27 protein-coding genes are annotated in these 25,341 nt (G+C 39.9%); 14 read left to right on the top strand and 13 right to left on the bottom strand.

What is annotated here, in order from left to right:
- From BLP52_RS02420 to BLP52_RS02410, 3 genes are all read left to right on the top strand, one after another.
- A partial coding sequence (locus tag BLP52_RS02420; protein ID WP_154717769.1) for an IS1 family transposase occupies nt 1-367 on the top strand: 367 nt, incomplete at its 5' end.
- Between the two features lie 390 nt (nt 368-757).
- The gene (locus tag BLP52_RS02415; protein WP_091708352.1) at nt 758-1,150 is read left to right on the top strand and encodes a hypothetical protein; all 393 of its coding nucleotides are present in this window, start codon (nt 758-760) and stop codon (nt 1,148-1,150) included.
- Between the two features lie 215 nt (nt 1,151-1,365).
- Complete coding sequence (locus tag BLP52_RS02410; RefSeq protein WP_091708350.1) at nt 1,366-1,632, top strand: hypothetical protein; 267 nt, start codon at nt 1,366-1,368, stop codon at nt 1,630-1,632.
- Between the two features lie 201 nt (nt 1,633-1,833).
- Here BLP52_RS02410 and BLP52_RS02405 read toward each other — a convergent pair whose 3' ends face one another.
- Together BLP52_RS02405 and BLP52_RS02400 are read right to left on the bottom strand one after the other, a co-directional pair.
- Entirely contained in the window at nt 1,834-2,400 is a 567-nt protein-coding gene (locus BLP52_RS02405) for a DUF3786 domain-containing protein (RefSeq protein ID WP_091708348.1), read from the bottom strand.
- A 111-nt stretch (nt 2,401-2,511) separates the two neighbouring features.
- A complete protein-coding gene (locus tag BLP52_RS02400; protein ID WP_091708346.1) occupies nt 2,512-5,559 on the bottom strand; it encodes an FAD-binding and (Fe-S)-binding domain-containing protein in 3,048 nt (1,015 codons plus the stop codon).
- Between the two features lie 185 nt (nt 5,560-5,744).
- Between BLP52_RS02400 and pyk the strand changes: the two genes are divergently transcribed.
- Together pyk and BLP52_RS02390 are read left to right on the top strand one after the other, a co-directional pair.
- Complete coding sequence (gene pyk / locus BLP52_RS02395) at nt 5,745-7,184, top strand: pyruvate kinase (protein ID WP_091708344.1); 1,440 nt, start codon at nt 5,745-5,747, stop codon at nt 7,182-7,184.
- An 86-nt stretch (nt 7,185-7,270) separates the two neighbouring features.
- Nucleotides 7,271-9,004 carry a sensor histidine kinase gene (locus BLP52_RS02390; RefSeq protein ID WP_091708343.1) on the top strand — a complete coding sequence of 578 codons (1,734 nt, stop codon included), beginning with the start codon at nt 7,271-7,273 and terminating at the stop codon, nt 9,002-9,004.
- Between the two features lie 31 nt (nt 9,005-9,035).
- Here BLP52_RS02390 and BLP52_RS02385 read toward each other — a convergent pair whose 3' ends face one another.
- The 4 genes from BLP52_RS02385 to BLP52_RS02370 all read right to left on the bottom strand — a co-directional run bounded on the left by BLP52_RS02385 (nt 9,036) and on the right by BLP52_RS02370 (nt 11,505).
- Entirely contained in the window at nt 9,036-10,016 is a 981-nt protein-coding gene (locus BLP52_RS02385; protein WP_091708341.1) for a GltB/FmdC/FwdC-like GXGXG domain-containing protein, read from the bottom strand.
- Nucleotides 10,017-10,020: 4 nt separating this feature from the next.
- Entirely contained in the window at nt 10,021-10,389 is a 369-nt protein-coding gene (locus tag BLP52_RS02380) for an ATP-binding protein (protein WP_091708338.1), read from the bottom strand.
- A gap of 30 nt (nt 10,390-10,419) precedes the next feature.
- On the bottom strand, nt 10,420-10,752 hold the full coding sequence (locus BLP52_RS02375; protein ID WP_394328623.1) for a CGGC domain-containing protein: 333 nt from the start codon (nt 10,750-10,752) through the stop codon (nt 10,420-10,422).
- A gap of 93 nt (nt 10,753-10,845) precedes the next feature.
- Nucleotides 10,846-11,505 (bottom strand): nitrite/sulfite reductase domain-containing protein, encoded by a 660-nt coding sequence (locus tag BLP52_RS02370; protein WP_091708334.1) that lies wholly within the window; start codon nt 11,503-11,505, stop codon nt 10,846-10,848.
- Nucleotides 11,506-11,596: 91 nt separating this feature from the next.
- On the opposite strand from BLP52_RS02370, the gene BLP52_RS02365 reads away from it, so the two are divergent.
- From BLP52_RS02365 to BLP52_RS02350, 4 genes are all read left to right on the top strand, one after another.
- Nucleotides 11,597-11,953: a winged helix-turn-helix transcriptional regulator gene (locus BLP52_RS02365; protein WP_091708333.1), complete on the top strand. Its 357-nt coding sequence runs from the start codon at nt 11,597-11,599 to the stop codon at nt 11,951-11,953.
- Between the two features lie 18 nt (nt 11,954-11,971).
- Nucleotides 11,972-12,157 (top strand): PspC domain-containing protein, encoded by a 186-nt coding sequence (locus BLP52_RS02360; protein ID WP_091708331.1) that lies wholly within the window; start codon nt 11,972-11,974, stop codon nt 12,155-12,157.
- Nucleotides 12,158-12,306: 149 nt separating this feature from the next.
- Nucleotides 12,307-12,924, top strand: a complete 618-nt coding sequence (locus BLP52_RS02355; protein WP_238380692.1) for a YbhB/YbcL family Raf kinase inhibitor-like protein — start codon at nt 12,307-12,309, stop codon at nt 12,922-12,924.
- A gap of 32 nt (nt 12,925-12,956) precedes the next feature.
- A complete protein-coding gene (locus BLP52_RS02350) occupies nt 12,957-14,282 on the top strand; it encodes a glycerate kinase type-2 family protein (protein ID WP_091708329.1) in 1,326 nt (441 codons plus the stop codon).
- A gap of 25 nt (nt 14,283-14,307) precedes the next feature.
- On the opposite strand, the gene BLP52_RS02345 is transcribed toward BLP52_RS02350, so the two are convergent.
- On the bottom strand, nt 14,308-15,150 hold the full coding sequence (locus BLP52_RS02345) for a TatD family hydrolase (RefSeq protein WP_091708416.1): 843 nt from the start codon (nt 15,148-15,150) through the stop codon (nt 14,308-14,310).
- A gap of 84 nt (nt 15,151-15,234) precedes the next feature.
- Here BLP52_RS02345 and BLP52_RS02340 point away from each other — a divergent pair, with 84 nt between their 5' ends.
- Both BLP52_RS02340 and BLP52_RS02335 read left to right on the top strand, forming a co-directional pair.
- Nucleotides 15,235-15,477, top strand: a complete 243-nt coding sequence (locus BLP52_RS02340) for a hypothetical protein (protein WP_091708327.1) — start codon at nt 15,235-15,237, stop codon at nt 15,475-15,477.
- 201 nt (nt 15,478-15,678) lie between these two features.
- Nucleotides 15,679-17,904 carry an NADP-dependent isocitrate dehydrogenase gene (locus BLP52_RS02335; protein ID WP_091708325.1) on the top strand — a complete coding sequence of 742 codons (2,226 nt, stop codon included), beginning with the start codon at nt 15,679-15,681 and terminating at the stop codon, nt 17,902-17,904.
- Between the two features lie 62 nt (nt 17,905-17,966).
- On the opposite strand, the gene BLP52_RS02330 is transcribed toward BLP52_RS02335, so the two are convergent.
- Nucleotides 17,967-18,263 carry a transposase gene (locus BLP52_RS02330; RefSeq protein WP_238380691.1) on the bottom strand — a complete coding sequence of 99 codons (297 nt, stop codon included), beginning with the start codon at nt 18,261-18,263 and terminating at the stop codon, nt 17,967-17,969.
- Between the two features lie 299 nt (nt 18,264-18,562).
- Here BLP52_RS02330 and BLP52_RS14660 point away from each other — a divergent pair, with 299 nt between their 5' ends.
- Nucleotides 18,563-18,904 (top strand): hypothetical protein, encoded by a 342-nt coding sequence (locus tag BLP52_RS14660; protein ID WP_238380690.1) that lies wholly within the window; start codon nt 18,563-18,565, stop codon nt 18,902-18,904.
- A gap of 104 nt (nt 18,905-19,008) precedes the next feature.
- On the top strand, nt 19,009-19,374 hold the full coding sequence (locus BLP52_RS14655; protein ID WP_449405409.1) for a transcriptional regulator FilR1 domain-containing protein: 366 nt from the start codon (nt 19,009-19,011) through the stop codon (nt 19,372-19,374).
- A gap of 574 nt (nt 19,375-19,948) precedes the next feature.
- Here BLP52_RS14655 and BLP52_RS02320 read toward each other — a convergent pair.
- The 3 genes from BLP52_RS02320 to BLP52_RS02310 form a co-directional block, all read right to left on the bottom strand.
- Nucleotides 19,949-20,701 (bottom strand): hypothetical protein, encoded by a 753-nt coding sequence (locus BLP52_RS02320; RefSeq protein WP_162272925.1) that lies wholly within the window; start codon nt 20,699-20,701, stop codon nt 19,949-19,951.
- 337 nt (nt 20,702-21,038) lie between these two features.
- Nucleotides 21,039-21,179 (bottom strand): hypothetical protein, encoded by a 141-nt coding sequence (locus BLP52_RS14650; protein WP_238380696.1) that lies wholly within the window; start codon nt 21,177-21,179, stop codon nt 21,039-21,041.
- Entirely contained in the window at nt 21,176-21,544 is a 369-nt protein-coding gene (locus BLP52_RS02310; RefSeq protein WP_091708322.1) for a transposase, read from the bottom strand. Before BLP52_RS02310 ends, BLP52_RS14650 begins: the two co-directional genes overlap by 4 nt.
- Nucleotides 21,545-21,902: 358 nt before the next feature.
- Here BLP52_RS02310 and BLP52_RS02305 point away from each other — a divergent pair, with 358 nt between their 5' ends.
- Nucleotides 21,903-23,312, top strand: coding sequence for an ATP-binding protein (locus BLP52_RS02305; RefSeq protein ID WP_091708320.1), 1,410 nt, complete (start codon nt 21,903-21,905; stop codon nt 23,310-23,312).
- A 161-nt stretch (nt 23,313-23,473) separates the two neighbouring features.
- On the opposite strand, the gene BLP52_RS02300 is transcribed toward BLP52_RS02305, so the two are convergent.
- Together BLP52_RS02300 and BLP52_RS02295 are read right to left on the bottom strand one after the other, a co-directional pair.
- Nucleotides 23,474-24,229 carry a sulfite exporter TauE/SafE family protein gene (locus BLP52_RS02300; protein WP_091708317.1) on the bottom strand — a complete coding sequence of 252 codons (756 nt, stop codon included), beginning with the start codon at nt 24,227-24,229 and terminating at the stop codon, nt 23,474-23,476.
- A gap of 90 nt (nt 24,230-24,319) precedes the next feature.
- Nucleotides 24,320-24,919 (bottom strand): FmdE family protein, encoded by a 600-nt coding sequence (locus BLP52_RS02295; RefSeq protein ID WP_091708316.1) that lies wholly within the window; start codon nt 24,917-24,919, stop codon nt 24,320-24,322.
- Nucleotides 24,920-25,341: the final 422 nt, after the last annotated feature.

Below are 25,341 nucleotides of genomic sequence, written 5' to 3'. Positions count from 1 at the left end.
GCAACAAAAAAAATATTGCTGGATCTGGATTGCTATTGATAGAGTTGGGAAAAGGTTCATCAACTGTTCTTTTGGCAGCAGAGGCACAGAAACTGGAATACAACTCTGGGACAAATTAAAGGATATTGAGATAAAAGAAGTCATGACGGATCACTGGAAAGCATATGCAGAGTTTCTTCCAGCGGCGATTCATACTCGATCCAAAGCAGAAACATATACTGTAGAAGGATATAATAGTATATTTAGGCATTTTCTGGCAAGGTTGAGAAGAAAGTCCAAGTGTTATACAAAGAGTATTGAAATGCTGCGGTACTCTGTCCTACTGTTAATGAAATTCAGAAATAAAGAGCTAACTATGTTTGAGTAACAATGCCCTTTTTTTGTTTCTTTTGTAGATTTAACGGACCTTGCGCTGATGATCCAGTAAATAAGGAAAATAAACCAGCATATGCTGACAATCTGTTCTTCCATACTCATACTTTCGCCTCTTTTATATTGTTATTGTCCTTTAAGAACTTTATTTTCATTTCAAATTCAAAGCATTGGCGAAAAATATTGTATATGGGAAAGGCGTGAACAGATCATTAAAATCTCCGTTGTCGCTAAATAAGGGAAGAAATCAAAATAGTGGCATTTATCTTCTACGCCAATAACAAGTGGCCATGTCAGCAAGTATAAGTATCATTACTTAGTTAATATTTTCAAATATATTAGTGAAAAATGTATCAATTATCTATATTAATGATGGGTGTGGTTGATGAAACGAAGAATAACAATACGTGATAGAATAATGGGTGGGGCGGGAGGATTTCTTCTTAGTATAGTCCTCATATTTTTCAGAAACGCTTTACCAGAACTATCTCAGTTTTACTTCTGGATGATACTTGGGCCTGTTATTTTTTTAGTGTTCCTTTTTGCTTATTTTTTATCAGGAATCATAGTTAAAGAAGATGATGAGGAAAAGAAAATAGAATATAGGACTGATTTCAAAAGCATAGTAATTGCTATTTTCATCTGGTTTGCTGTTATGATAACAACATACTTCCTTGATATTGAATTTAGTCATTTGATGAATGAACTTGGTGGTATGGCAACTATTTTTGTAGTGATGCTGTACATGAGAAAAAAGTCGGATATTCCTATAATATAAATCATTATTTGACAAGTGGAGGAAAAACGTTTGTTAGTATCTTGAAAACCCCTTTCTCATTTTAAATAATTTCCGTTTTACTGCAAGGCTATCCAGAACCTTGAACTTTGTTATTGAATTGTTGATTACTTCCTGTTTCATCAAATAAAGTAAATCGACATGTTTTTAACTCTGTAAGTTTTAATGCATCATTATTAAATTATATGGGTATCTAAATGGGTATTGGGGTGATGGCAGATTTTGCGATTTCTGTTTTATGGATCGTGTTAGGATTCTTTTTAGGAACCATAACTACTGCTTGGTTTACTGCATTGTCTGAATATAAAAATAGTCATCCACTGTTAAACAGCTACCCAAAAAAGAAAGAAAGATATGAATACATGCAGAAAATTATGGTTTCTATTGAACATGGTATTGTTTTTTTAGCGTTGGTTTTTATTGTCTATGCCATATGGGATACATATTTAGTAATTAATTCTTAGTGCTGCCTAAACACCCTAAGGAAAAGTTTCCAATAGCTATCTAAAAATCTCTTTTTAACTTATATGCGATCTCGGTATTACCGGCATTTTGTGAAGGTGAAGGAAGTTTTTTTCCTATTATGCCGACTAATCAGAAATCCCTGACAAGACAAGAACTGACTACTGCAGCATTACGGCCGGTAAGCCAATTCAAAAGTAATATTATAATTCATCACTAATCCTTTTTGCCAGATTGAATAGCAAAACTGCAATATCCTCTGAGGGAATGATTTCAGTAAGTTCCCTGTCAAATAGTATTGTTACTTCAGGTGCAAACTCATCGTCCCCATGCCAGAGAACCATCCTAATGTAAACATCCGAAAAGGTTGGCAGCTCTACCGTGACATCACCGCCTTTTACAATCCTGCCTTCAAGACTTTCTGTCAGATAACTTATCAGATCATCAGTTTTCTCTTTAAATTTTTCCAATATTGGTTTAATCGTATTTTCCTGATAAGCTGGGTAATAACTCTGCCCGCCCTTAATATCTTTGAATGATATCCATTCTTCTTTCGGGTTATATCCATACTTCAAAAATCCTGTAAGGTAGTGAAGAACGAGTATGGCTATGTCTTCACTGGCAGGGGTATCAGATGATATCGACAGCATCATCCTGTCAGATATCCTTACTTCATAAATGTCTGTAAAATACTTCACTGTATATTTCTTCGAAGAAGCCAGCGCTGCAATCTTATCCCATGCTTTGTTAAGGGCGATCTCGTACGTCATTTCAATATAGGATATTGTTCTTTTTGAAATAACATTGTCGCAGGGACTGGATTCGGTTTATTATCAAAAAAGTAAAATAAAAGTAAAAGGCCAATGGCCTTTTTCTCAATTTCAGTTAGCCTTAATATACGCAATCATCTTCGGTGTCAGCAGAGGTATGAGCTGCGGAAGCATGTTAGGCAGAAGATTACCCATTGCATCTGGCATGAGGTCAGGCATCTGCTCGAGCATGTAATCCGGCATCGGTACTCTCTTCTCAACAGCCTTCAGCATTTTTGGCATGACCTTTGGCATAATTGAAGGCATGAGCATAGGCATCATTACCGGCATCATAGGCTTCATGAGTGAGTCCATGCCCGGTACGTATTTTACTGTCTTCATCATTGCCTGCATGTATGATGGCATCGCTCCGATCATATCAGGTAGCAGTTCAACCATCATCTCGGTCATGTTCTCCGGCTCCATCAGGTCAATCATCTTCTCGAACACTGCCCATGCAGCAAGAGCATCGTTGGTTGTGTCAGGTATGTCATATCCAAGACTGCGGGCAGCAAGTGCACCAAGGTCCTGTATCTCTACATTGACATTGTTCTCTCTGGCAGCCACCCTGAACTGGACAACACAGCATGGACAGAGTGCAGCCATAATGTCAGCATCCTGATCCACAGCTTCCTGAAGACGTACATTGCCGATCTTTGATGCGATCTTCGGTTCATCAATAAGAGTTACAACGGAACCACAGCAGAGTGCTTTCTCACGGTTGTGCTCCATTTCCTTGAATTCAATTCCCGGAATTGCCTTGAGCAGTTCACGTGGTGCATCATATACTCCTGCACCTGCCCTGCCTATGTGACATGAGTCATGCCATGCAACAGTCTTGTTCAGTGGCACCTTGAACTTTGGCTTGAGAACATCCAGCTTATCCATGAGAACTTCTGAGTAATGTCTTGCCTCAATATCAAACTCCATTCCAAGCTTCTCAGCCCACTGTGGATAGATTGTCCTCCACATGAGCAGGCATGCAGGACATGAAGTTACAACGGTCTTTGCACCTGCTTTCTGCATATTGGCAATATTCATTTTCAGGATTCTCTCAAACACATCCCACTTTCCGGCAACAAGCATGGGTATTCCACAGCATGCTTCCTTGTCACCAAGGGTTGTGAACTCGATTCCTGCTTCATCAAGCAGCCTTGCAGTTCCCACAGCAACATCCTTCTCAACAAAGGAGGCAGTACATCCTGCAAAGTAAGCAATCTCTGCCTTATCCTTTATCTTTGGCCTGAGGTCATCGGGTATCCATTTGTCCCTGTCAACCCTGTAATTTGCCCAGATGTTCCTCTGATTGTCCAGACTCTGAGCCATGATCTCAAACGGAGGAATTGTCATCATGCCTCTCTTCTGGACAAAGTTCTCTCTCAGGGTCATCCACGAACGTTCAATTGGCAGGTCAAGCTGGCAGTAATAGTCACACATTTCACAGGTGGTACAAGCAAGGAACGTGTCAACCTGCTCCTGATCAAGTGGCATTTTTCCTGCCAGGTATTCCTTAATGAAGAACCACTTACCACGAGGTGACTGTGATTCCCAGCCGCGTCCGTAGTACTGGTCACATTCATTTACACAATAACCACACTGTGCGCAGGTAAACGCATGTGAGATGATGTCTCCGGGCAGTCCTTTCTCATCCTTGAATTCCTGATGGCCGACGCCGGACATGTTTCCGACCATACGTGCCATTGGCTCGAATGCCTTTGCCATGGAAAGTCCTGTGTTAATCATGGACTTGCCTGTCATTGTTTCAGGGTTCATTATGTCTTCAGGGTCAACCTGTTTCTTGAAGTCCTTGATGAGTTTGAACCGGTCCCTGTAAACTTTTTCAGCCTGACTTGCAAAGTAAAGACCTGAAGCGTAGATTCTTCCACCATTCTCCTCTGCAATCTTAACGATACTCAGGGCAAGCGGGAAAGCAAGGTTATACTTGAATGACCTTTCCGAATGAGGCATGAAACAAAGCATGATAGCTTCCTCCCCCTTTGTGACCATTCCTTCAACAAGTACAGGGAGACCTATCTTTTTCTCGATCTCATTGAACACTGTATCAATCTTGTCCACAGGCACAACAACTTCAGCAGGAATAAATGAAGGGCCAAGTCTCTTTACCTTCATTGACCTGAACCATTCCTGTGTTTCATGTTCTGCAATTTCATCAGGCAGGATCTCTCCGCCAGCTTCCTTGATAATTTCTTCAAGGGCACTTACATCCCTTGATACCGGATAGGCAAAATTGCATATATAAGAGAGTGGCAGTTCCGGCCTGTGTTCGTCAACAGTCTCACCGTAGTGAGTCTTGTACGGGGCCTTGTTCTTCATATCAGCCCATTGAGGGTTTAAGAATGAGATCGCCCAGACTGGGACTTTTTTGTCCCCTACCATCTTGATAGCTTTCTTCATTGAAGAAGCGTCAGGGAATTTTGCAGAGATTGCGGCAGTCTTTTCGTATTTTCTCAGTTTAAGTGTAACCTGTGTAATTATTCCGGTGGTCCCCATGGTTCCGATGATCTTACCGAGTTCTTCACCTGAGAAATCCTTTACCTCACCGCTTGGCAGGACAACCCTTGCAGATTCCATTGTGTCCTGTGACCATCCGTATTCATAACTTCCATAACCCACACCGTTCTGGGCAAGCCAGCCACCAACGGTTGCGGACATTGCGCTTGAAGGGACAGCCTGAACTGCGAGTCCTTCTTCGTTAAGCTTTTCTTCCAGGTTATACCAAACGGAACCTGCACCAACTGTAACCCTGAGATTATCCTTATCAAGATTGATTATATGTCTCATAGGAGTAACATCGGCAATAATTCCTCCTTTGGTAGGAATAATCCCGCCGTATCCAGAAGAGGCTCCTGCCCTTGGTACTACCGGGATTTTGTATTTACGTGCAAAATTAATAAGTTCTACAGCTTTTTCTTCGTTTCTTACTTTTACAATAGCTGCAGGCTTGGATTTGCCAACCATTGTTTTTATTAGTAAAGGCAAAGCTCCCACGTCATGTGTGTAAAAGTGTCTTTCCTTATCTTTAAAATTGACTCCTCTACCGAAAATATCAGAGAGTTCCTTTTTTTGTTGTTCATTTAGTTCGAATTTTGAATTTGCCATGATAAACCCCATTATAATATATATTGGATTCTTATATTTAAAATATTTTTAGAGATAACTGTTTATGATATGTCTATAGTGTCACTATATATACTGAATTGAATACTTCCGAATAGACCTAAATTTAATCAGTTCCATAAGAACAATTATATTGATTATTGAATATCTTTAAGGTGGGATAATGTATGGATTTGCCTGATCACAAAACAAAGATCGTATGTACTATCGGTCCTGCTTCTTCATCTCCTGAGATGATCCGGGAACTCATTCTTGCGGGTATGAATGTTGCGCGGCTAAACTTTTCTCATGGTGATATGGATGATCACCGTACACTGATCAATAGAATCAGAGATGCGGCAGATGAACTAAATCAGGTGGTTGCAATTATGGCCGATCTTCCGGGTCCCAAGATCAGGGTTGGTGTAATTGAAAATGAACCAATGATGCTAAAAAAGAATGAACGGATAACTCTGACCACAAGGGATATAGTTGGAAAGGATTCAGTGGTTCCTGTTCAGTATAAACAGATCACAGATAGTGTTTCACTTGGCAGTCCTATTTATCTGAGTGATGGTTTTATCCAGCTCAATTGTGATGCAATAGAAAATGAGGATATTCATTGCAAAGTCGTTGTAGGCGGTCCTCTGTACTCTAAAAAAGGTATTAACCTTCCCGGTTCAAAGATATATGTAAGTCCGATAACCGGAAAGGATCTTGAAATAATTGATTTTGCCTTAAAAGAGGGAATTAGCATATTCTGTCTTTCCTTTATAGAATCCAAAGAAGACGTTGTAGAGGCACGGAACTATATTGAATCAAAAGGAAAAACAGCGTTCCTTGTTTCAAAAATAGAGCGCGAGCAGGCAGTAAAAAATATTGATTCTATACTTCAGGAAACTGATGCTATCATGGTAGCACGTGGTGATCTTGGAGTAGAAGTTCCTATTGAGGATGTCCCTATTATTCAAAAAACAATAATCCACAAAGCAAACCTTCTCAGCAAACCGGTGATCACTGCCACACAAATGCTTGAGTCAATGATCAGTAATATTCGTCCTACAAGAGCTGAGGCTACAGATGTTGCAAATGCAATTATAGATGGTACAGATGCAATAATGCTATCTGGAGAAACGGCAGTAGGCAAATATCCGGCTGAAACAGTTAGAATGATGGCTACAATTGCAGCGTCCACGGAAAAATGGAGGGACCATACCACTCTTGGACTTGAACTGATGACAAAAGCCATCCAGAAAATGAATCCAAGCATTGAAGATGTAATTTCTATACAGGTAAATGATGCAATTCGAAGTTTACCTGTGCGTTATATTATAACTCCTACGGTATCCGGTAAGACTTCACGTTTGATCTCCAGATTCAGACCGAATGTATGGATACTTGCATTCAGTCGTAATGAACTGACCTGTGAGCAGCTTGCTTTACAGTATGCTGTGTATCCTGTATTTGTCATATTGAAAGTTCATGAATGGGAAGCAACAATTATGGATTCCCTTAAAAGATTGGGAAATATTGAACCTGGAGAGCTGGTTCTTTTAACACAGGGTCAGGCACCCGGAGAGGGTAAATCCGGCGGCACAAATTTCCTGAAGTTTATTGTTGCAGAGTGATGTTATGAATCTTTTTTGTGCACGATTATTTGCAAAAATATAAGTACTGTTAGTAAAATAGTCTATTTTGCACATAAATAGGGGGTATGGGCGTTTCTAAAAAAGAAAAACTTCATCTGTATACCAGATTAACACTGATTCTATTCATTTTCAGCATTCTCTTTATTCCCTTTGCAAGTTGTGAGTCAAATGAATCCCATACCTACAGGATCGGAGTTCTCTCGATCTATGGTGATAAAGGTGATCTTAAAGGGACATGGAGTCCGATGGTGGATTATCTGGAAGACACAATTCCCAATTCGAGTTTTGAAATTGTACCCCTTGAATACGATGTGTTCTCTCAAAAAATAAAGGCTAAGCGCATTGATTTCTTTTACTGCAATCCGTTACTATATGTGGAAATGTCACGTCTTCACGGGGCCGGCAGGATAGCAACTGTACAGCCATTCTGGAATAACTCTTCATATGCTGGTATGGGTGGTGTTATTTTTACAAAGGCTGGCAGGGACGATATTAATTCTCTGAAGGATTTAAAAGGCGACTCATTCGTGGCTGCCAGTGACAAGTCATTGGGCGGATATCTGGCATCAAGTGGAGAGTTTCATCTTGTGGATATCAATGATGCTGATTTCAGCAAAATAACATTTGTAAATTCCCAGAAGGATGTTGTTCTTTCTGTTATAGAAGGAGAGATAGATGCCGGAACTGTCAGGACCGGAGTTCTGGAATCGCTGATAAGGGACGGTGTTGTTCATAAGGGTGATGTTAAGATCCTGAACACAAAAGAATATGATGATTACCCTTTTATATCCAGTACCAAACTTTATCCCGACTGGGTTTTTGCAAAAACTGCATCAACGTCTGATGAAATATCCAAACTTATGACCATTGCTCTGTTGACCATGCCTGCAGACAGTAAAGCTGCAATTTCAATTGGTGCAAGCGGCTGGACAGTTCCGGCAGATTACAGTTCGGTGGACAGTTTGATGCGTGATCTAAGATATGGTATGTATGTTGATTATGGAAAAATAAGCCTGAAAGATGTTTTCATCCAATATTGGTACATTTTGGTATTCATAATTCTGATCTTTGTCCTTTTTGCAGTTCATTCTCGCTGGATGCTTGACAAGAAAGAGAAATCACAGCTAGAATCATCTAACAGGCTCAAGGATCTATTCATGGATATCATGAGGCACGATCTGCTTAATCCGGTCAATGTGATCAGAGGTTTCAGCGACATGCTTTACGTGGAAGAGACCGACCTTGGAAAAAAGGAATCCTTAAAAATGATCTGTTCTCAGACTGATCATCTGACTGCAATGATAAGTTCTGCTGCAAAACTTGCAAGACTTGAATCTCATGAGGATATGGAATTTAAAGTTCAGGACATTGGTTTAATATTGCACATGGTTGTTGACAGTTTTTCCACAGAGTTCTCAAAGAAAGGGATCAATCTTGTATATGAAAATGGAACTGAGTATTTTTCAAGGGTCAATGATGTGATTGAAGATGTTTTTTCCAATATCATATCAAATTCTCTGAAGTATAGTCCTGATGGTAGTACAATTACTATTTCTGTTCAGGATAAAGATAAATTCTGGAAAATAATGGTTGCAGACGAGGGAGATGGTATACCTGATGACATAAAGCCTCTTGTTTTTGACAGGTTCAGAAGGGCTGATAAAAAAGGTATAAAAGGAAGCGGTCTTGGTCTTGCTATTGTGAAAAGAATAATTGATATTCACAAAGGCAGTGTGGGTATTGATGATAATCCCGGGGGCAAAGGTTCTGTTTTCTGGGTGATGCTGGATAAAGCATAACCCGGGAGCTTCAATCTTTGCACATAGTCTATCAATCTATTTTACGCATAACGACCGAACCATCACGCATACGAACTTCAACGTATTTTTCTTTTTCCTCATCCTTCTCATATTTGTTGTAGAGCATTGATTCAACTCTTCCTGCATCCATGAATTGCCTCATAAGACTGCTGTCTTCCCCTTTCATTCTGGATCTCGCAGCAGGGGGGCTGGTCTTAGCCTTGTTCTTACTGTAGATCGCGCCACCTTCCATTCCAGCTCCAATGAATCCTTTCGCGTTCAGGAAAATGAGTTTTCCATCTTTCATGTAAGCTCCGGCAAACTCTCCAACCTCTCCGTGGACAACAACCGTTCCACCATCAAGATGGGAACCTGTATTCATCCCGGCATTGCCGTTTACTATGACAGTGGCTTTTCTGGAAAGCATTCCGGTACCGTTGTAGGCATCGCCTTCAATGATTACTTTTGAAACACAGGGACATCTTGCGGCCACGGTTCCCCTGAGAATCCCGTCTTTGAGGATCAATATTCTTTCTGATCCATTGAATTCATTGTCTATGAGTTCATCACTGACGCTTCCGTTACATAATATATCTGTAATTGAGCAGAATTTTCTATATTCATGAACATCGCTGACAATTTCAACAATATTTCCCAGTGGATATTCGATATCACCTTTGACATACAGTGTGCCTGAAACCATTCCCATTCCGGCTTCAGGTCCTATATTTCCATCTATGAATATCCGGCCTGCCTTTTCAATCTCCCCGCTTCCTCCAAGGTGTTTGATATCAGCACCAAGGCTGTAGGCAAAATTCTTCCCGACATTTCCGGTGATACGAACATCGCCACCTGCCTTTAGTTCATTGATTATATCATTGTATGTGAATGTACTACCATTCTGTCCGGGTATAAAGGAGTCAGGGTTCAGGCTGTTATTGTGCCAGTAAAAATTGAAAGTATAGTCGCAGATATAATCTGCAGTTTCTTCAAGAACGAGTTCCTTAGCCATGGTCTCATCCGTGGATAAGCTTTGGGAGGCATCTTGTGCAGACCCAGAGACTTTCCATGTTATGCCTTACAGGCATGAGGTAGTTGTCCTGCTCACCGCAACCGCAACTGAAACACTTGATCGAAACATCTGTTGTCTTTGGCTGGGATTCAGCTTTTCTCAGGTCAAAGGGTATAGTTTCTCTCTCTTCAATGGTGATGGCACCTTCAGGGCAGACTCCTATGCAGAATCCCATTCCGTCACAGAGTTCCTCCGCAACAACTTTTGCCTTACCGTTTATAATTTGTATCGCACCTTCAGCACAAGGAGATACGCATTTTCCGCAGCCTGTACACTTATCTTCATCTATCTTAACTATCAGTCTCTTTGCCATGTTTCTCTCTCCCGATTCTCTCTTCTGATTCTAATGGTGCGTTCCTTCAACAAGCTTAATTCCTGCGTCCTGTACTGTCTTTTTAATTTCATCGATGTGCGGACATTTCGGATAGTTTTCCATCTGCATGCATGAACTCAGATGTATTACGTCAACACCACGTTTCTTTAGTGATTTGAGCAAGCGGTAAACCCTCCTGCCGGAACATCCACCACATGTGAAGAATGCAACCATTTCTGCGCTCTCATCGTACTCCTTAAAGTGCATGCTTCTTTTATTGAATGCCATAAAGCATCCCAATCCAGGGCATGCTTCTGAAACTATATCACATCTGATAACTGCGATCCTTGTTGGAGGTTTAATATCTTCGATAATACCAGCTCCGTTTTTTAAGAATTAAGAATAAAATAAGAAAAAACAGGGGATATTCCCCTGAAGAAAAATTACTCAATTAATTTAAAGACCGATCTCTTCCTTGAATTTGTCAAGGCCGATATCATCAATAACTCTTCCAAGACGGTGCTTTGAACCGTGTGCCTTGGTGAATGTTACAATCTTTTCAACAAGTGCAAGAACTTCGTCTTCACTAAGCTCGTCTGCAATTACGTCTGCAATCCTTGGTTTAAGTGCTGCGTTACCGCCTACCATGACAGTGTATCCTTTTGGTGTTCCCATGACACCAATATCTTTGATCGCAGGTTCTGAGCATGAGTTTGCACATCCGGAAACAGCCATCTTGAATTTACATGGAAGTTCCATTCCGTGGTATTTCTCATCGAGCTTAAGTCCAAGACCGACTGCGTCCTGCTGTCCGCGCTTACAGAATGTTGTACCTGGACAGATCTTGATACTTCTTACACAAAGTCCAATGGCAGCTCCTGGTTTGATTCCAAGGTCATCCCATGCACTGTCGATATCATCTTCTTTGAGTCCTACGATACAAACTCTCTGGGATGAAGTTACTTTTAATGTTGCAGCGCCATATTTCTCAGCAACATCCGCAATTTTACGAAGCTGTTCTGCAGATACAACACCACCTGGCAGATGTGGTGCAATTGCGTATGTTTCTTGGTCTCTCTGCAGGATCGCTCCCTTCTCAAGTAGATCTTTTGCCATATTGGTCACTCCTTCTTCCAAAATTCTCTTCTGGATTAATGGTATATTACAGATACTCACTTATATATTGGGTGGTTTCCTATAGGATACTATGAAAGATTGCACAATCTACAAAACGGTCGATATTGTCGGCAAAAAATGGTCGTTATGCATCTTGCATGAGCTTTACAAAGGTGAACATAAGCGCAAAAGGTTCAATGAGCTTAAAAATAAGTTACAGGACGTGACACCAAAGACACTGTCCACAAGGTTGAAGGAACTGGAAGAACATGGTCTTGTTGATAAGATCGTCGATGATACAGTTTTCCCTATTAAGTCAGAATACAGTCTTACAGAAAGCGGGGAAGAATTCCTTCATGTGTTGCAGAATATAAAGCAGTGGGGCCTTAAATGGCAGTTCGAGAATCCGGAATGTGGTGGCACCAACTGTAAAACATGCGACCTTTGATCCCTTTAAGAGGAATCTATGTATAAAGAATTGCGACGCTCAAAAGAAGATAGAATACTTGCAGGTGTTTGCAGTGGTATTGGTCTTTACACAGAAGTAGACCCGGTACTTATCAGGCTAATCTGGGCTGTGGGCACTTTTTTTAGCCTCGGCACTGGAATTCTTATCTATATCATTGCATGGATAATCATTCCTGAAGAATGAATGCCTGGCATTGGAATAGATAGCTTTGATGCTATCACTTTTTCTAAGATTTTCTGATTATGCCACAAATAATAAATAATCGGCAGTAAGTGTATTAATTATATTTATACCGGGGTTAAGCGTTCATATCATATCTTTCAGGTGATACCATGAACTCTCAGCGTACCATAAGAATCGCAATAATGATTGTCGTGGTGTTTTCCATTGCATTATCAGGTTGTATGGATTCAGATGATGTTCAGGAAGAAACTACCGATGTTCTAAGTGGGAAGGCTGCAGATATCACAGATGATACAGCAGTCAGTCCGGATGATGATACTATGATATCCGATACACTAACAGTAACAAGTTCAGCCTTTGAAAAATCCGAAGCTATACCAATGAAATACACATGTGATGATAAGGGCATAAGTCCTGATCTGGAAATATCCGATGTTCCGGCAGAAGCTGCCTCTCTTTTATTGATAATGGATGACCCTGACGCACCTATGGGTACGTTCACTCACTGGGTGGTCTGGAACATTCCCGTGGACTCTCGGATAGATGAAGACAGTATTCCGGGAATTGAAGGTAAAAATAGTGCAGGTAAGACATCATACATCGGACCGTGTCCTCCTTCCGGAAGCCACAGATACTTCTTCAAAGTATACGCACTTGACACAGAACTGGATCTGCAAAGTGGCTCAGACCGTGGTCTTGTGGAAAATGCAATGAGTGGGCACGTGCTGGCGTATGGTGAACTGATGGGAACTTACAGCCGCCGGTAAGCTGGAATTCAGAAAGGCCTGGATGGAATACTATGAATGAAAAGATGAGGAACGATGCATATTCCATTATGTCAGAGGCAATTGCAGCAGTTGACCCTGAGGCCTGTATTTATCGTTCGGTGGAGAAGAGCGGAAATGAATTATCTATAAATGGTCGCTCTTATGACCTTTCACAGTACGTGAATATCTATGTTATCGCTTTTGGAAAGGCAGCCATACCAATGTCAAAGGCCATGGAAGAGATTCTGGGTGATTCTCTTTCAAGTGGCATCGCTATTACTAAAAAAGGGTTTGCAGCTCCTCTCTCTCGAATGAAGGTTTTTGAAGCAAGTCATCCCATGCCGGATGATAACAGTATTGCAGCCGGAAAAATGATCCATGATCTTCTTGAGACTACCGATACCAATGACCTGATATTTTTCCTCATATCAGGTGGAGGCTCGGCACTTGTCACATATCCACGTAAAGGGATCTCACTTATGGATATGGCAAAGTTAACCGATAGCCTGATGCGCGCCGGTGCAACCATTGACGAGCTTAATGTTGTAAGAAAGCATCTGTGTTCAATAAAAGGCGGTGGCCTTGCAAAAATGGCTTTCCCTTCCGAATCTGTCAGCCTGATCCTTTCAGATGTTGTTGGTGATCCTCTGGATGTGATCGCCTCAGGTCCGACAGTTCCAGATACCTCTTCTTTTGTAGATTTCCATGATATCATCGAAAGATATTGTATTGCGTTATCTCCTGCGGTTGCCGGAGTTCTTGATGATGGCCTGGAAGGTGTAATTGAGGAAACTCCAAATTCAGGAGCATCAGCTTTTGAAAAGACCAGTCACTATCTTGTGGGAAACAATTCCCTTGCACTTCAGGAAGCTGAGAAAAAGGCTTCTGAACTGGGTTATAATACCATGGTTCTTACATCGTCCATTGTGGGTGAGGCTAAGGAGGTTGCCAAGGTCTTTGCAGCAATTGCCAGGGAAGAAAGACAGAGGGGTACACCGCTTCCTCTTCCAGCATGCATACTTGCAGGTGGTGAAACAACTGTTACAATGAAAGGCAAAGGTTTAGGTGGCAGGTGTCAGGAAATGGCTTTGTCTTTTGCCATAGAGGTCGCAGAGCTGAATGATGTTCTTTTACTTGCAGCAGGAACAGATGGTAACGATGGCACTACAGACTGTGCAGGTGCTTTCGCTGACGGTGGCACTGTTCAGCGGGGAAGGAATCTGCAACTTGATGCCAGGATGTATCTTTGCAACAATAATTCCTTTGGTTTCTTCAAAGAAACAGGCGACCTGATAAAGACTGGTCCAACGGGAACTAATGTCATGGATATTTACGTTATTATGGTGGATATGTTCTGAGTACAAAAAATAAAGTAAGAAGAATTCAGAGTTCGATATCGACCTCATAGACCTTTTCAGGATTTTCTTTGTGTATTTTCCAGAAAGGTTCTTCACCGAACTCTTCTGCAAGTTTGAGTGTTCTTCTGGGAATTGTTTTCGGACCAAGCACAGCCCCGGGTCTGTCAGGGTCATCGATGTAATCGGTTTCCATCATAAACCGGGTTCCCTGCTTAAGTGCTTCCTCAATGGCACCTTTGCCTGCAAGTACGCCGGGGAAAATCCCAAGTCTTTCACATACATCAACTAGCGGTGGTGCATAGTGTTTTACAACCTTGTGCATTTTTATTCCTGTTTTTCTGGCACGGTCTGCAATATCTACAAGCTCCGGCTCTCCTACATCTTCTGTGTGTAACTGGACTGCGCAGTCAAGGTCTGCGGCAAGTGTGAAGGCATATTCCATGACCTCGTTAGATGCGTCCCATATTTCGGGACTTACAGGATAGTGAGGCCTGCCACTTTTAAGTCCAACTGCAAGTCCCTTTTGCACATAACCTGCCGCAATGTCAAGTCCGCCTTTCATGGTATCAACGGCTTTTGGAAGCTCCATGTATTCGGTGAGCTTTGTTATTTCTGCAGGGTGAACTCCAAGAACCGGGAATGATGTGACACCTGTTTCATTGATCTGTTTTGAGATGTCAACTGTTTCCTCAAAGACTGCAATATGATCCTCGGGTCTTGTGACTTTGATACCAAGAGTCCAGCTTGGTTTCATGACAAGAAAAATATGGGTGCCACCAACGTTCTGAAATTCTTTGACCGCTTTAAGTCCTTTTGCCCTGGGATCAATGTGCATGTGCTCGTCTGTAATGGGGAAACCCTGTGTCATGGGTGTCATAGTATTCTATATGAGTTTTTTATCTAAAAATGTAGGCGGTCAGGTATATATGTAAATTGTGGATTATATATCCGTATGAACCTGAAATTGTTTTTAAAGCACAGGGAAGTCCAGTCAAGTTTGTTGTCCCTGCTGGGTCAGTTGATAATTATGGTACTTGCAGCTCTGGTAATTATTTCTGGGACGGTTACAGGTTTAAGGGCTTTGCTGATCTTCATTATAATATTAGGTTTTGCTTATATTTTCGCAATGACACTTCTCAGGCTGAAGAATCTAGCAAAGGTAACGGATTCCCAGAAAAAGTCCACCAAAACCTGATATTTTGATATTTTTTGGCTGTTTTCTCTTTCTTCTTTTTTAGTATATGTTTCCTTTCTGGGTATGAAATATATATGATGTCGTCGTCAATAGAGCAATTTGAACTTTCATATTCATATTATAATTTACGATTTTAAAATTACAATTTGTTAAATACTTATTGATTTTGAGCAATATTAATTTACAGAGAAAAGGGTTAACATGGTACAGAAACCTACAATCATTTATACTAAAACCGATGAAGCTCCGGCTTTGGCAACCAGTTCACTCCTGCCTATTGTACAGGCTTATGTGAAAAACGCCGGAATCACTATGGAAACGAGGGATATCTCCCTGGCGGGAAGGATCATTGCCCAGTTCCCCGAAAGACTGACAGAGGATCAGAAGATCTCTGATGCCCTTTCCGAATTGGGAGAGATGGTCTTAACTCCGCAAGCCAACATTATCAAACTACCCAATATCAGCGCTTCAATTCCCCAGATAAAAGCGACAATTGCAGAACTCCAGGCTAAGGGATATGACCTGCCTGATTATCCTGAAGATCCTTCTAATGATGAAGAAAAGGCTATAAAAGCGAAATTCGATATTGTCAAGGGCAGTGCTGTTAACCCGGTACTCAGAGAAGGAAATTCTGACCGCAGAGCTCCTAAAGCTGTAAAGAATTATGCGAAAAAACATCCCCATTCCATGGGAGAATGGAAGTCCGATTCCAGATCCCATGTAGCCAGCATGACCGGCGGAGATTTTTACGGCACTGAGAAATCTGTTGAAATTGAAGAGGCTACCAATTACAGAATTATCTTTACAGATGACGCTGGTAATAAAACACTATTAAAAGACAAAGCTCCTCTTCTGACCGGAGAGATCATTGATGCATCTGTTATGAGCAAAAAAGCTCTGCAGGCATTTCTGGCTGAACAGATAGAAGATGCCAAAGATAAAGATGTCTTATTCTCCGTTCATTTGAAAGCGACTATGATGAAAGTTTCCGACCCTATTATCTTCGGTCATGTGGTTAAGGTCTTCTTTAAAGATATATTTGATAAATATGATGTTCTGCTTTCTGAATTAGGTGTAGATCCCAACAACGGACTGGGAGACCTCTATACAAAGATCCAGAATCTGCCTGAAGACAAACAGGACGCAATCAAAGCAGATATAGAAGCTGTGTATACAAAAAGACCGGAATTGGCTATGGTTAATTCCGATAAGGGAATTACCAATCTCCATGTTCCCAGCGATGTTATCATCGACGCTTCCATGCCTGCAGCAATCCGCTCATCAGGCTGCATGTGGGGACCAGACGGGAAACTGAAAGATATGAAAGCCGTAATTCCAGACCGCTGTTATTCGGGAGTGTATCAGGAAACTATTGAGTTCTGTCAAAAACACGGTGCCTTTGATCCATCAAAAATGGGAAGCGTTTCCAATGTGGGGCTTATGGCGCAAAAAGCAGAAGAATATGGCTCACATGACAAGACCTTTGAGATGACCGGTACAGGAAAAGTTCAGGTTATCGATGACAACAATAATGTACTCCTTGAACAGCCGGTAGAGGAAGGAGATATATTCCGCATGTGTCAGGTGAAAGACGCACCTGTTCAGGACTGGGTCAAGCTGGCCGTTACACGAGCCAAAGCGACGGGCGATCCTGCAGTCTTCTGGCTCGATGAGAAAAGAGCTCACGACTTACAGCTCATTAAAAAAGTGAACAAATACTTGAAAGATCATGATACTGAGGGTCTGGAACTATTGATAAAATCTCCCGTTGAAGCGACCAGGTTTTCATTGGAGAGAATTAAAGAGGGCAAAGATACGATCTCTGTGACTGGAAATGTTTTGAGAGATTATCTGACAGACCTCTTCCCCATTTTGGAACTTGGAACCAGTGCGAAAATGCTATCGATCGTACCCCTGATGAATGGTGGTGGACTTTTCGAGACAGGTGCCGGTGGTTCGGCACCCAAACACGTACAGCAATTTGTATCGGAAGGTCACCTGCGTTGGGACTCCCTGGGAGAATTCCTGGCTTTAGCTGCTTCTCTGGAGCATCTGGGCAACAGTTATGATAATCCTAAAGCTCTGGTTTTAGCGGAAACATTGGATAAAGCGACAGAGCTGGTTCTGGAAAATGGAAAATCACCTTCCAGAAAAGTGAATGAGATCGATAACAGAGGATCTCATTTTTATCTGGCAATGTATTGGGCTCAGGCTCTGGCTGATCAGGAAAAAGATAGCCAGTTAAAAGCGATCTTTGAACCTGTAGCTAAAGCTCTGATGGAAAATGAAGAGAAGATTGCCAATGAGTTGTTAGAAGCTCAGGGCAAAGTTGTGGATATCAAAGGATACTACGCTCCGGATGAGGAGTTGAGATCCCGGGCTATGAGACCTAGTGCGACTTTGAATGGCATTATCGATTCTATTTAATTTTATTGTAGAAACAAAAGGAAAGCCCCGGTTTTGGCCGGGGCTTTTTTAGTGATCCTATTTCAAAACTCCTGTTGAAATTTATTCCAACACATCAGAAAACATGCGATATCCAGTAGTCCTTTGAAAACCACATTTAGTCTTTCATATCTGCTTGCTATTTTCCTGAATCCCATTTTCAACCATGCAAAGAATCGCTCTATTGTCCCTCTTTTCCTATATGATTCATATTCAAGTCTTGTAGGTCTTTCTCTTTTAAGATATTTTCGATTCCTTATATTGATAGAAATGTTACTTTTTATCGCTCTTCGTCTCAAATATTTCCTTATAGATTTCCTCAATTTGGCCAGTTCAGGCACCAGACTTTCATCCGACTTCGTGAAACCAGTGCCTCTTAATGAGGATTTAGAGGTACTTATCTATCCGTAGATTATGCAAAAAAGATTATAAAACTAAAAAATAAATAATACTGCACTGAAAATCTTATTACATATCGTGTATATTTACTCCATATGTGTGGGGAGTACAGACTAATTTGACGATGAAAATGAAAACCTCATGCTCAAAGGCACACTGTATTGATTTTTGTCACGTATAAGATCATTGCTATTGTGTCAATTTTGATAAGTTTATAATTGCACTTTAGGAAGAAAATAAGATGAGTATGCTTGAAATCTATAAAGAAGCTAGAACTGATATCCAAGCGATATACCGCTCCAGACTCATGACAGAAATACTTTTATCATTAAATGAAGGCATGAAAAACCTTTCTCAATTGCGTGAAATTACTGGTAGTACATCCCAGGCATTAATTCCAAAAATCAGGAAATTAGAATCTTATAAGTTTGTAGAATCAAAGAAAAATGGTTACTGCCTTACTCAGATAGGAAAGATTGTAGCATCCAACATTGAAGCTTCTTTTCTGATGATGGGAGTCATCAACAAACACAAATTTTTTGGACAGACCATTGTCTTGAAACGTTTCCAACTTCGCTGTTAAATGATATCGGATGTCTTTACGATTCCAAGGTCATCCATGATACAAAAACAGATATTTTTAGCCTATACAAAACTAATCTTCAAATAATACAAGAAGCTGATTACGTGTTTGGTATATCGTCGATTGTGACTGAAGACTACGTAGAATATGTATCACAAAAAGCATGTAAGGGGATGAATATTGATTTTATTGTTACTCCGGATGTTGCTGAAAGAATAAAGCAATATCCTTACGCAGAGAAAATTAATTCACTGAAAAATTATGATAATTTTCAATTGAACGTAATTAATAAAAATATCGATATCGGACTAATCGTGACTAATAAATGTTTATCCTTGTGTCTGCACAAAAAAGAAAGAGGTATTTATGACATCACAAATGGATTGTTAAGTTTTGATCAAATGGCAATTGACTGGGGGCAGAGGCTATTTGAATACTACAAAAATCAGGCATACAATAAGCTGATTTGAGCACAGTTTGTACTAAAAATATATTTACTTTTTGTTAAACAATGTTAGCTGCGGTGATGAAATTTTAGATTGCAAGCACGCTTTTTGTTCAATATGAATTCATTTAACAAAAAAACATTTAGCATCAAGAGAAATATCTGCAATTGATGAAATTCCAGTATATTCCCTAACTGAAAACAACGAAATGGAATACCAAGCTAGCTTATACACAGGAGATATCTTAATATTTTACAAATTACCAAATTATGGTTAAAATTAAATAAATTTATAATCTTCGTTAAGAGTAAAATCAGTAAATCATCCATGGCTATTAATTTATTTAACTATCATTCATATTTTTGTAAAAAGTTGTTATGGACAAGTAACTAGAAGTATAATTAAATACAAAACTATAAAAGTCACGATGATTTTTGTTAAATTTCTCATGTACGTCCCTTTTAGATTCTTTCCAATAGTATCTTACTTCGACCTATATATAGATATTATAAGTTATTGGTATTTAAAAATAATTGACAGCCTTCCTTAGAAGACTGCCATGTAATTTTTAAATTATATAATACCAACATATATTTAGTCATGTCTGCTGCCAAACAAGCCAATAGGCCCCGTCTTCGTCACATGCGAGGTAGAGGTTGTTATAATATTCCTGCAGAGTTACACCATAGCCGTCAATATATATTCCCCACTCGAAATTTCCTCTGCCATAAATGTCTGATTGAGTGCCTGAGCTATGCTCGTACGATCCTTCTTCCCAATTCTCAACATTCCAAGTTACCGTAGCAAGAGGCTCCCTTACATACCATGAATTATCATAGTGGGCATCTACAGTCGTGCCATCATAAGTAAAAGAACCTTCTACATACATCGTATAAAGTTTTGCACCCGATATTGTTGCATAAACTGCTTTAGATCCAGTAAGAGTAGGAGTACTCGAAGTACCACTTTTCACTACAATATCGTTATTTGCTTCTTCTGTGCTTCCAGTATCTTCTGTGCTTCCAGTAATGAAAAAGATATCTTCATCCGTGAACGTTATGTAGGACTCATCTTTTAATGGATATGTTCTGTATTCAGTTTTTTCGGTAAGTTTACTATTCTTTTTGAGATTACTTGTTGTCACTTCATTGTCTTTAAAATAATCTGCAATAATGTCGTCTGTTGAATTCTCCTTTGTATTAGAGTTCAATGCATCTATTAAACCCTGCTCCAATTCAGAGGGCTCGTCAGTCGTGGTTAATATCTCCTTTGAACTTGCTGCTTGCACAAAAAGTGTACATACCAATAGTATTGCCAGAAGCAACGTACCTGTTTTAACTTTAAACACCATTTTGTTTATCTCCATCATAACTTCTACAAGACAAAATCAAGTTTCTTTGAACCTGATTAAAAATCATAATTTTGCCTCATAGTCGAAATATTGCCTTTATGCAAAGATCAAGACAATAACTTCTAGAATTTATAATGGCATTTTCAAATAAATTTATTACTATGGTGATTATTTCTTAGAACTGTGAATATTAATCAAACTGATTAATACATATATATAAAAACAATAAGACATATATCAGTTTATTGATAGGAATGTTACTTTTTATCGCTCTTCGTCTCAGATATTTCCTTATAGGTATCTCATCATAAGCAGAATCAGTAAGCACTTCCAATGGTCAAGTTCTTGGTCTTCTTTCTGTTTTGACCTTGATGTTTTCCATGACTTTAACAAAGTGTTTCCTGTCATGCTCCTTTCCCGAAGCTATCTGGATCGTCAAAGGAAAGCCTTCACAACTTACGCAAACATGTGTCTTTATTCCATTCCTTTTTTTGTGGCCGTTGTATTCGGAATTTTCTCCCCATTTTTTGTTTCAATGAAACTACTATCAACACATACAACATCCATAGAGAACTTACCTTTCTGGTAAGAGGAATCCCGAAGGGACTCCATTATCTCGTTCCATACCCCTTCTTCTAACCATCTTTTAAGCCTTCTCCAGGCAGTGGCTGGAGAACCATAGCTATCTGGCATATCTCCCCACCTGCAACCAGTTGTCAGAACAAAGAGAATACCATTGATGACCTTACGGTCATCAGCTTTCTTCCTTCCTGTTATTGGTTGAGGTGGTAAATGCAGTCGAATAAACTTCCATTGCTCATCAGAGAGTTCTCTGAATTCCATTCATATCCCCATAATAAAATCAGAAGAAATAACATTTATTGTTTTGATATGAGTTCAGTATCTAAAATACGATCTCGGTGGCAATTCAAAGATGAGTGAAATGACCGACGCTATTGCAAAGTACGTCGAAGCTGAGATGAAGTAATTTCATCTCAAAAACTCTTTCTTCTTTCTCTTTTTGTATAATCTTACTTTTATCGCTGTATTATTGTTCCACATTTTTTCTTCTGCATGATCAAAGCAGCAACAAAATTAAATACATGCAATGTATACTACATGTGATGTATGTTATGTTATTTCGGACGTTTTTATTTTGTTTTCGAATATCTGATTAAATAACTCTGATGGAGATGATCACATGAAGTTTTATGATAGAAAAAAAGAGATGGAGCAGTTACGTGAAATTTGTAGTTCCAAAAGTTTCAGGATGATTGTGATCACCGGAAGGAGGAGAATTGGCAAAACACGTCTGGTTACTGAATTTCTCAGGGGCAGGAAATATGGGTACATCTTTGTTCCAATGCACAAAACTAAAGAAACGTTTTTGCAGGAAGTATCAAGGGACGGCAATATTCCAGAGTTCAGGAACGTAATTGACTTGTTTCGCTATCTCTTTGAAATGAATGAGTACATTTTCATTGACGAATTCCAGAATTTCTATGACATGGACAAAAGCATCTATTCAGATATGCAACAGCTTGTCGATGAGTTTAAACAGCGGGAAAAGAAATGCTGTATTTTTATAAGTGGTTCGAGTTATTCATTGATGAACAGGATATTTGTTGATTCGGCTCACCCTCTTTACGGTAGGGCTGATCTTATGATGGAACTTGGCCCGCTGGATCTTGCTACAATTGCAGAGATACTTTCAGATATAAGTATTGATGATCCAGTGGAATTGATCAAATACTATTCCGTTTTTGGTGGTATTCCAAAGTATTATGATCTTCTTGAAGGCGTTGGAGCAGAATCGTTTGAAAAGACTGCAAAGTCATTCTTTTTCGACAGCCACATGCCTTTGCTGAAAGATGAAGGCCGCAATGTACTTGTGACTGAATTCGCAGGAGAGTACAAGATATATTATTCGATATTAGAAGCTATTGCTCTTGGAAAGAACAAGACCGGTGAGATCAACAGTGTTCTAGAGGGCTCGGGAAGTGGGAAAGCTGCAAGATATCTGGATATCCTGCGCAAAGAGTATAACGTTGTCAGAAGAGAAACACCCATACTTGAAGACCCGCGGAAGTCAAGAAAGGGAATTTATGCAATACGGGACCCTTTCCTGCATTTCTGGTTCGGTTTTATCAAAAGATATGATGCCTATTTTGAGCAGGGCAGGACGGATGAACTGTTCAGTAAGTTTTTGGAAAACTTTGATACTTTCCTTGGGTTCAGTTTCGAGAGAATTATAAAAGAATTCTTGATTGAAAACAGGCAGATAATTCCGATCTATTTTGAGAAAATAGGTAGGCAATGGGGAACTATAAAAGGCGCTCCAAAGGGTGGCAATAGCTATGAAATCGATCTGTTGCTTGTAAGTCCTGATATGAAAAAAGTAATGCTTCTGGAATGTAAATGGCGTGATCTGGATTTAAATGGAAGCAATAATGTGCTCCGAAAGTTACAGGAAAAAACTGCATATCTTGGTCTACCTGAAAATACTGAGGTTCACTATGGTATATGCGCAAGAAAAATTGCTGACAAAGACAGCCTTACTAATGAAGGGGTATTTGCGCTTGATCTTGAAGATATGTGGAAGGTGTTGTGATTTAAGTGTGATCTCTGCGGCAAAGCAAAGATGGGCGAAATGACCGAAGCTATTGCAAAGTATGTTGAAGCTGAGATGAAATGAGTTCATCTCAACAACTTTCTTCTTTTATATATCACCAGAAAATATTTTGTTTCTATACTTGTGCTATCTACACAAAATCAAATCAATCCATATACGATCTTGATGGCCATTATCCACAGAACCACGCCAAACATCTGTTTGATCGTTTCTGATTTCATTTTGCTGTGCATTAGATGTGAACCGACCTGTCCTCCTGCGAATGCAGCTATAGCTGTATAGGCCATGAGCGTCATATCCAGATGTCCTGTGGTCAGGTGACCAAAGAAACCTGAGAAAGAGGAGAACAACACAATGAAAGCTGATGTAGCTGAAGCACGTTTTGTCTCAAACCCAAGTGCAATCAAAATCGGTACAATAAACACACCGCCACCAAGTCCGAGAAGTCCTGCAAAGAAACCTATCATAAATCCAAGAACAATGCCAATAATGGATTTGGTTTTCTTATCCGTGGCATTAGTTGATACATTCTTTGCTTTTTTGTTTCCAAAAAACAGCATGCGTGCTCCGGCAAAGATCAACACAATGCTGAGTATCCATAGCAATATATCAGTTGAAATAAATTTAGTAAAGTAAGCACCGAGTGGAGCCCCTATGATGGAAGTCACTACAAAAGGAGCTGCTACTTGCAGGTCTACCATTTTTTTTCTGTAATATGTGATTGCCGCTGAGCTGGCAGTTATACCATTGAGAAGCAATGCTGTAGGTATTGCTATGAGTATATCGATGCCAAGCCAGTAGAATAATGGTACGTAGACAAGGGATCCGCCTAGACCAAGCATTGAAAATATAACAGCTAAAAAAAAGATGATAACAGCAATTATAATAACATCCATATGTCCAACTCCAGATTTTGCAGCAGTATATTATGTAAAAATAGTTGGTGCAATTGCACCTATCGCCAAATGCTCTAGTTTATCGCCTACTTATTTGTCAGCACAGGGTTTACAAAGCAGTTTGCCATTAACATCCTGCAATTTATGTGCAAATGTACGTTCACCGCATTCCTCGCACAATCCTGTATCGAAAACTCCTTTTTTCTTTTCAAAAGGATAATCGAAAACCGGGCTGATAACGAGGAAGTTTTCTTCGGGTATACTTAGTATTTTGTTAACCAATGGCTCAGCGATCTCAGAATCAATGTCCTGTGGTGGTACACCTGCTTTCCTCTGTTCAACAAACGGAGATTTTAGCATGTTGCCAAAGAATTCAGGTTTTATGTATGCTCTGACTGCCTTTTGATTTATTGTATCGATGAGTGTAAAAGCCATTTTGCCATAGTATGTCTTCTCAATATTGCTTTTTCCATAAGTACACCCTGTAATTGTCATAAGACCATCAACAAAGCACCCGGCTGCATGATCATTTCCCGTCTCTGCTATCAGATAGAGCTCTTTATCTTTAGATCTGTCAACTCCCAGTGCATTCATAGCAGCAGCTCCGATTCTCATTCCAAGCGGCATAGCAGGGCATCTGTGGCCGTGAAAAATAAATCCTGTTTCAAGATAGTCGTTTGCATTAATCATTTTAACATCTTCCTTTTACTTTTGATACACCACGTTTTCCCATGGCTTTCCAAGCTAGTTGCAATTCAGGTTCAGGCATTCCATTTTTTTGTATTTTGTATTTCCAGAAACTCATTTGCACGGTATTGGATTCTGCTCGCAAAACCAATAATATACAATTTATTTATCCATATTTAAATATGGCGGTTTCAAAAAGATTTGAAATACACTAGTATTCAATATGTTTTGTAGCAAAACATAAAATCTTCACAAACACTTCAAATCAGACATAAACAGGAGACTTCTTCTTTTCCTCTTGTTTCTGTCACCTGGCTCGCCGGGATCATATTTATTCTCTTCGTCTTCCTTATGGTGCAATAAAGGCACAACCTAAAGCAAAACATAATCCTGAAGGGAGTGTTTGAATTAAGTTCTCTTATATA

Origin of the sequence: Methanolobus vulcani, assembly GCF_900100715.1 — an archaeon.
GTDB classification, from domain to species: Archaea; Halobacteriota; Methanosarcinia; order Methanosarcinales; family Methanosarcinaceae; genus Methanolobus; species Methanolobus vulcani.
Note: the sequence above shows the minus strand (reverse complement) of the source record. Positions and strands in the feature narration are given on the sequence as shown.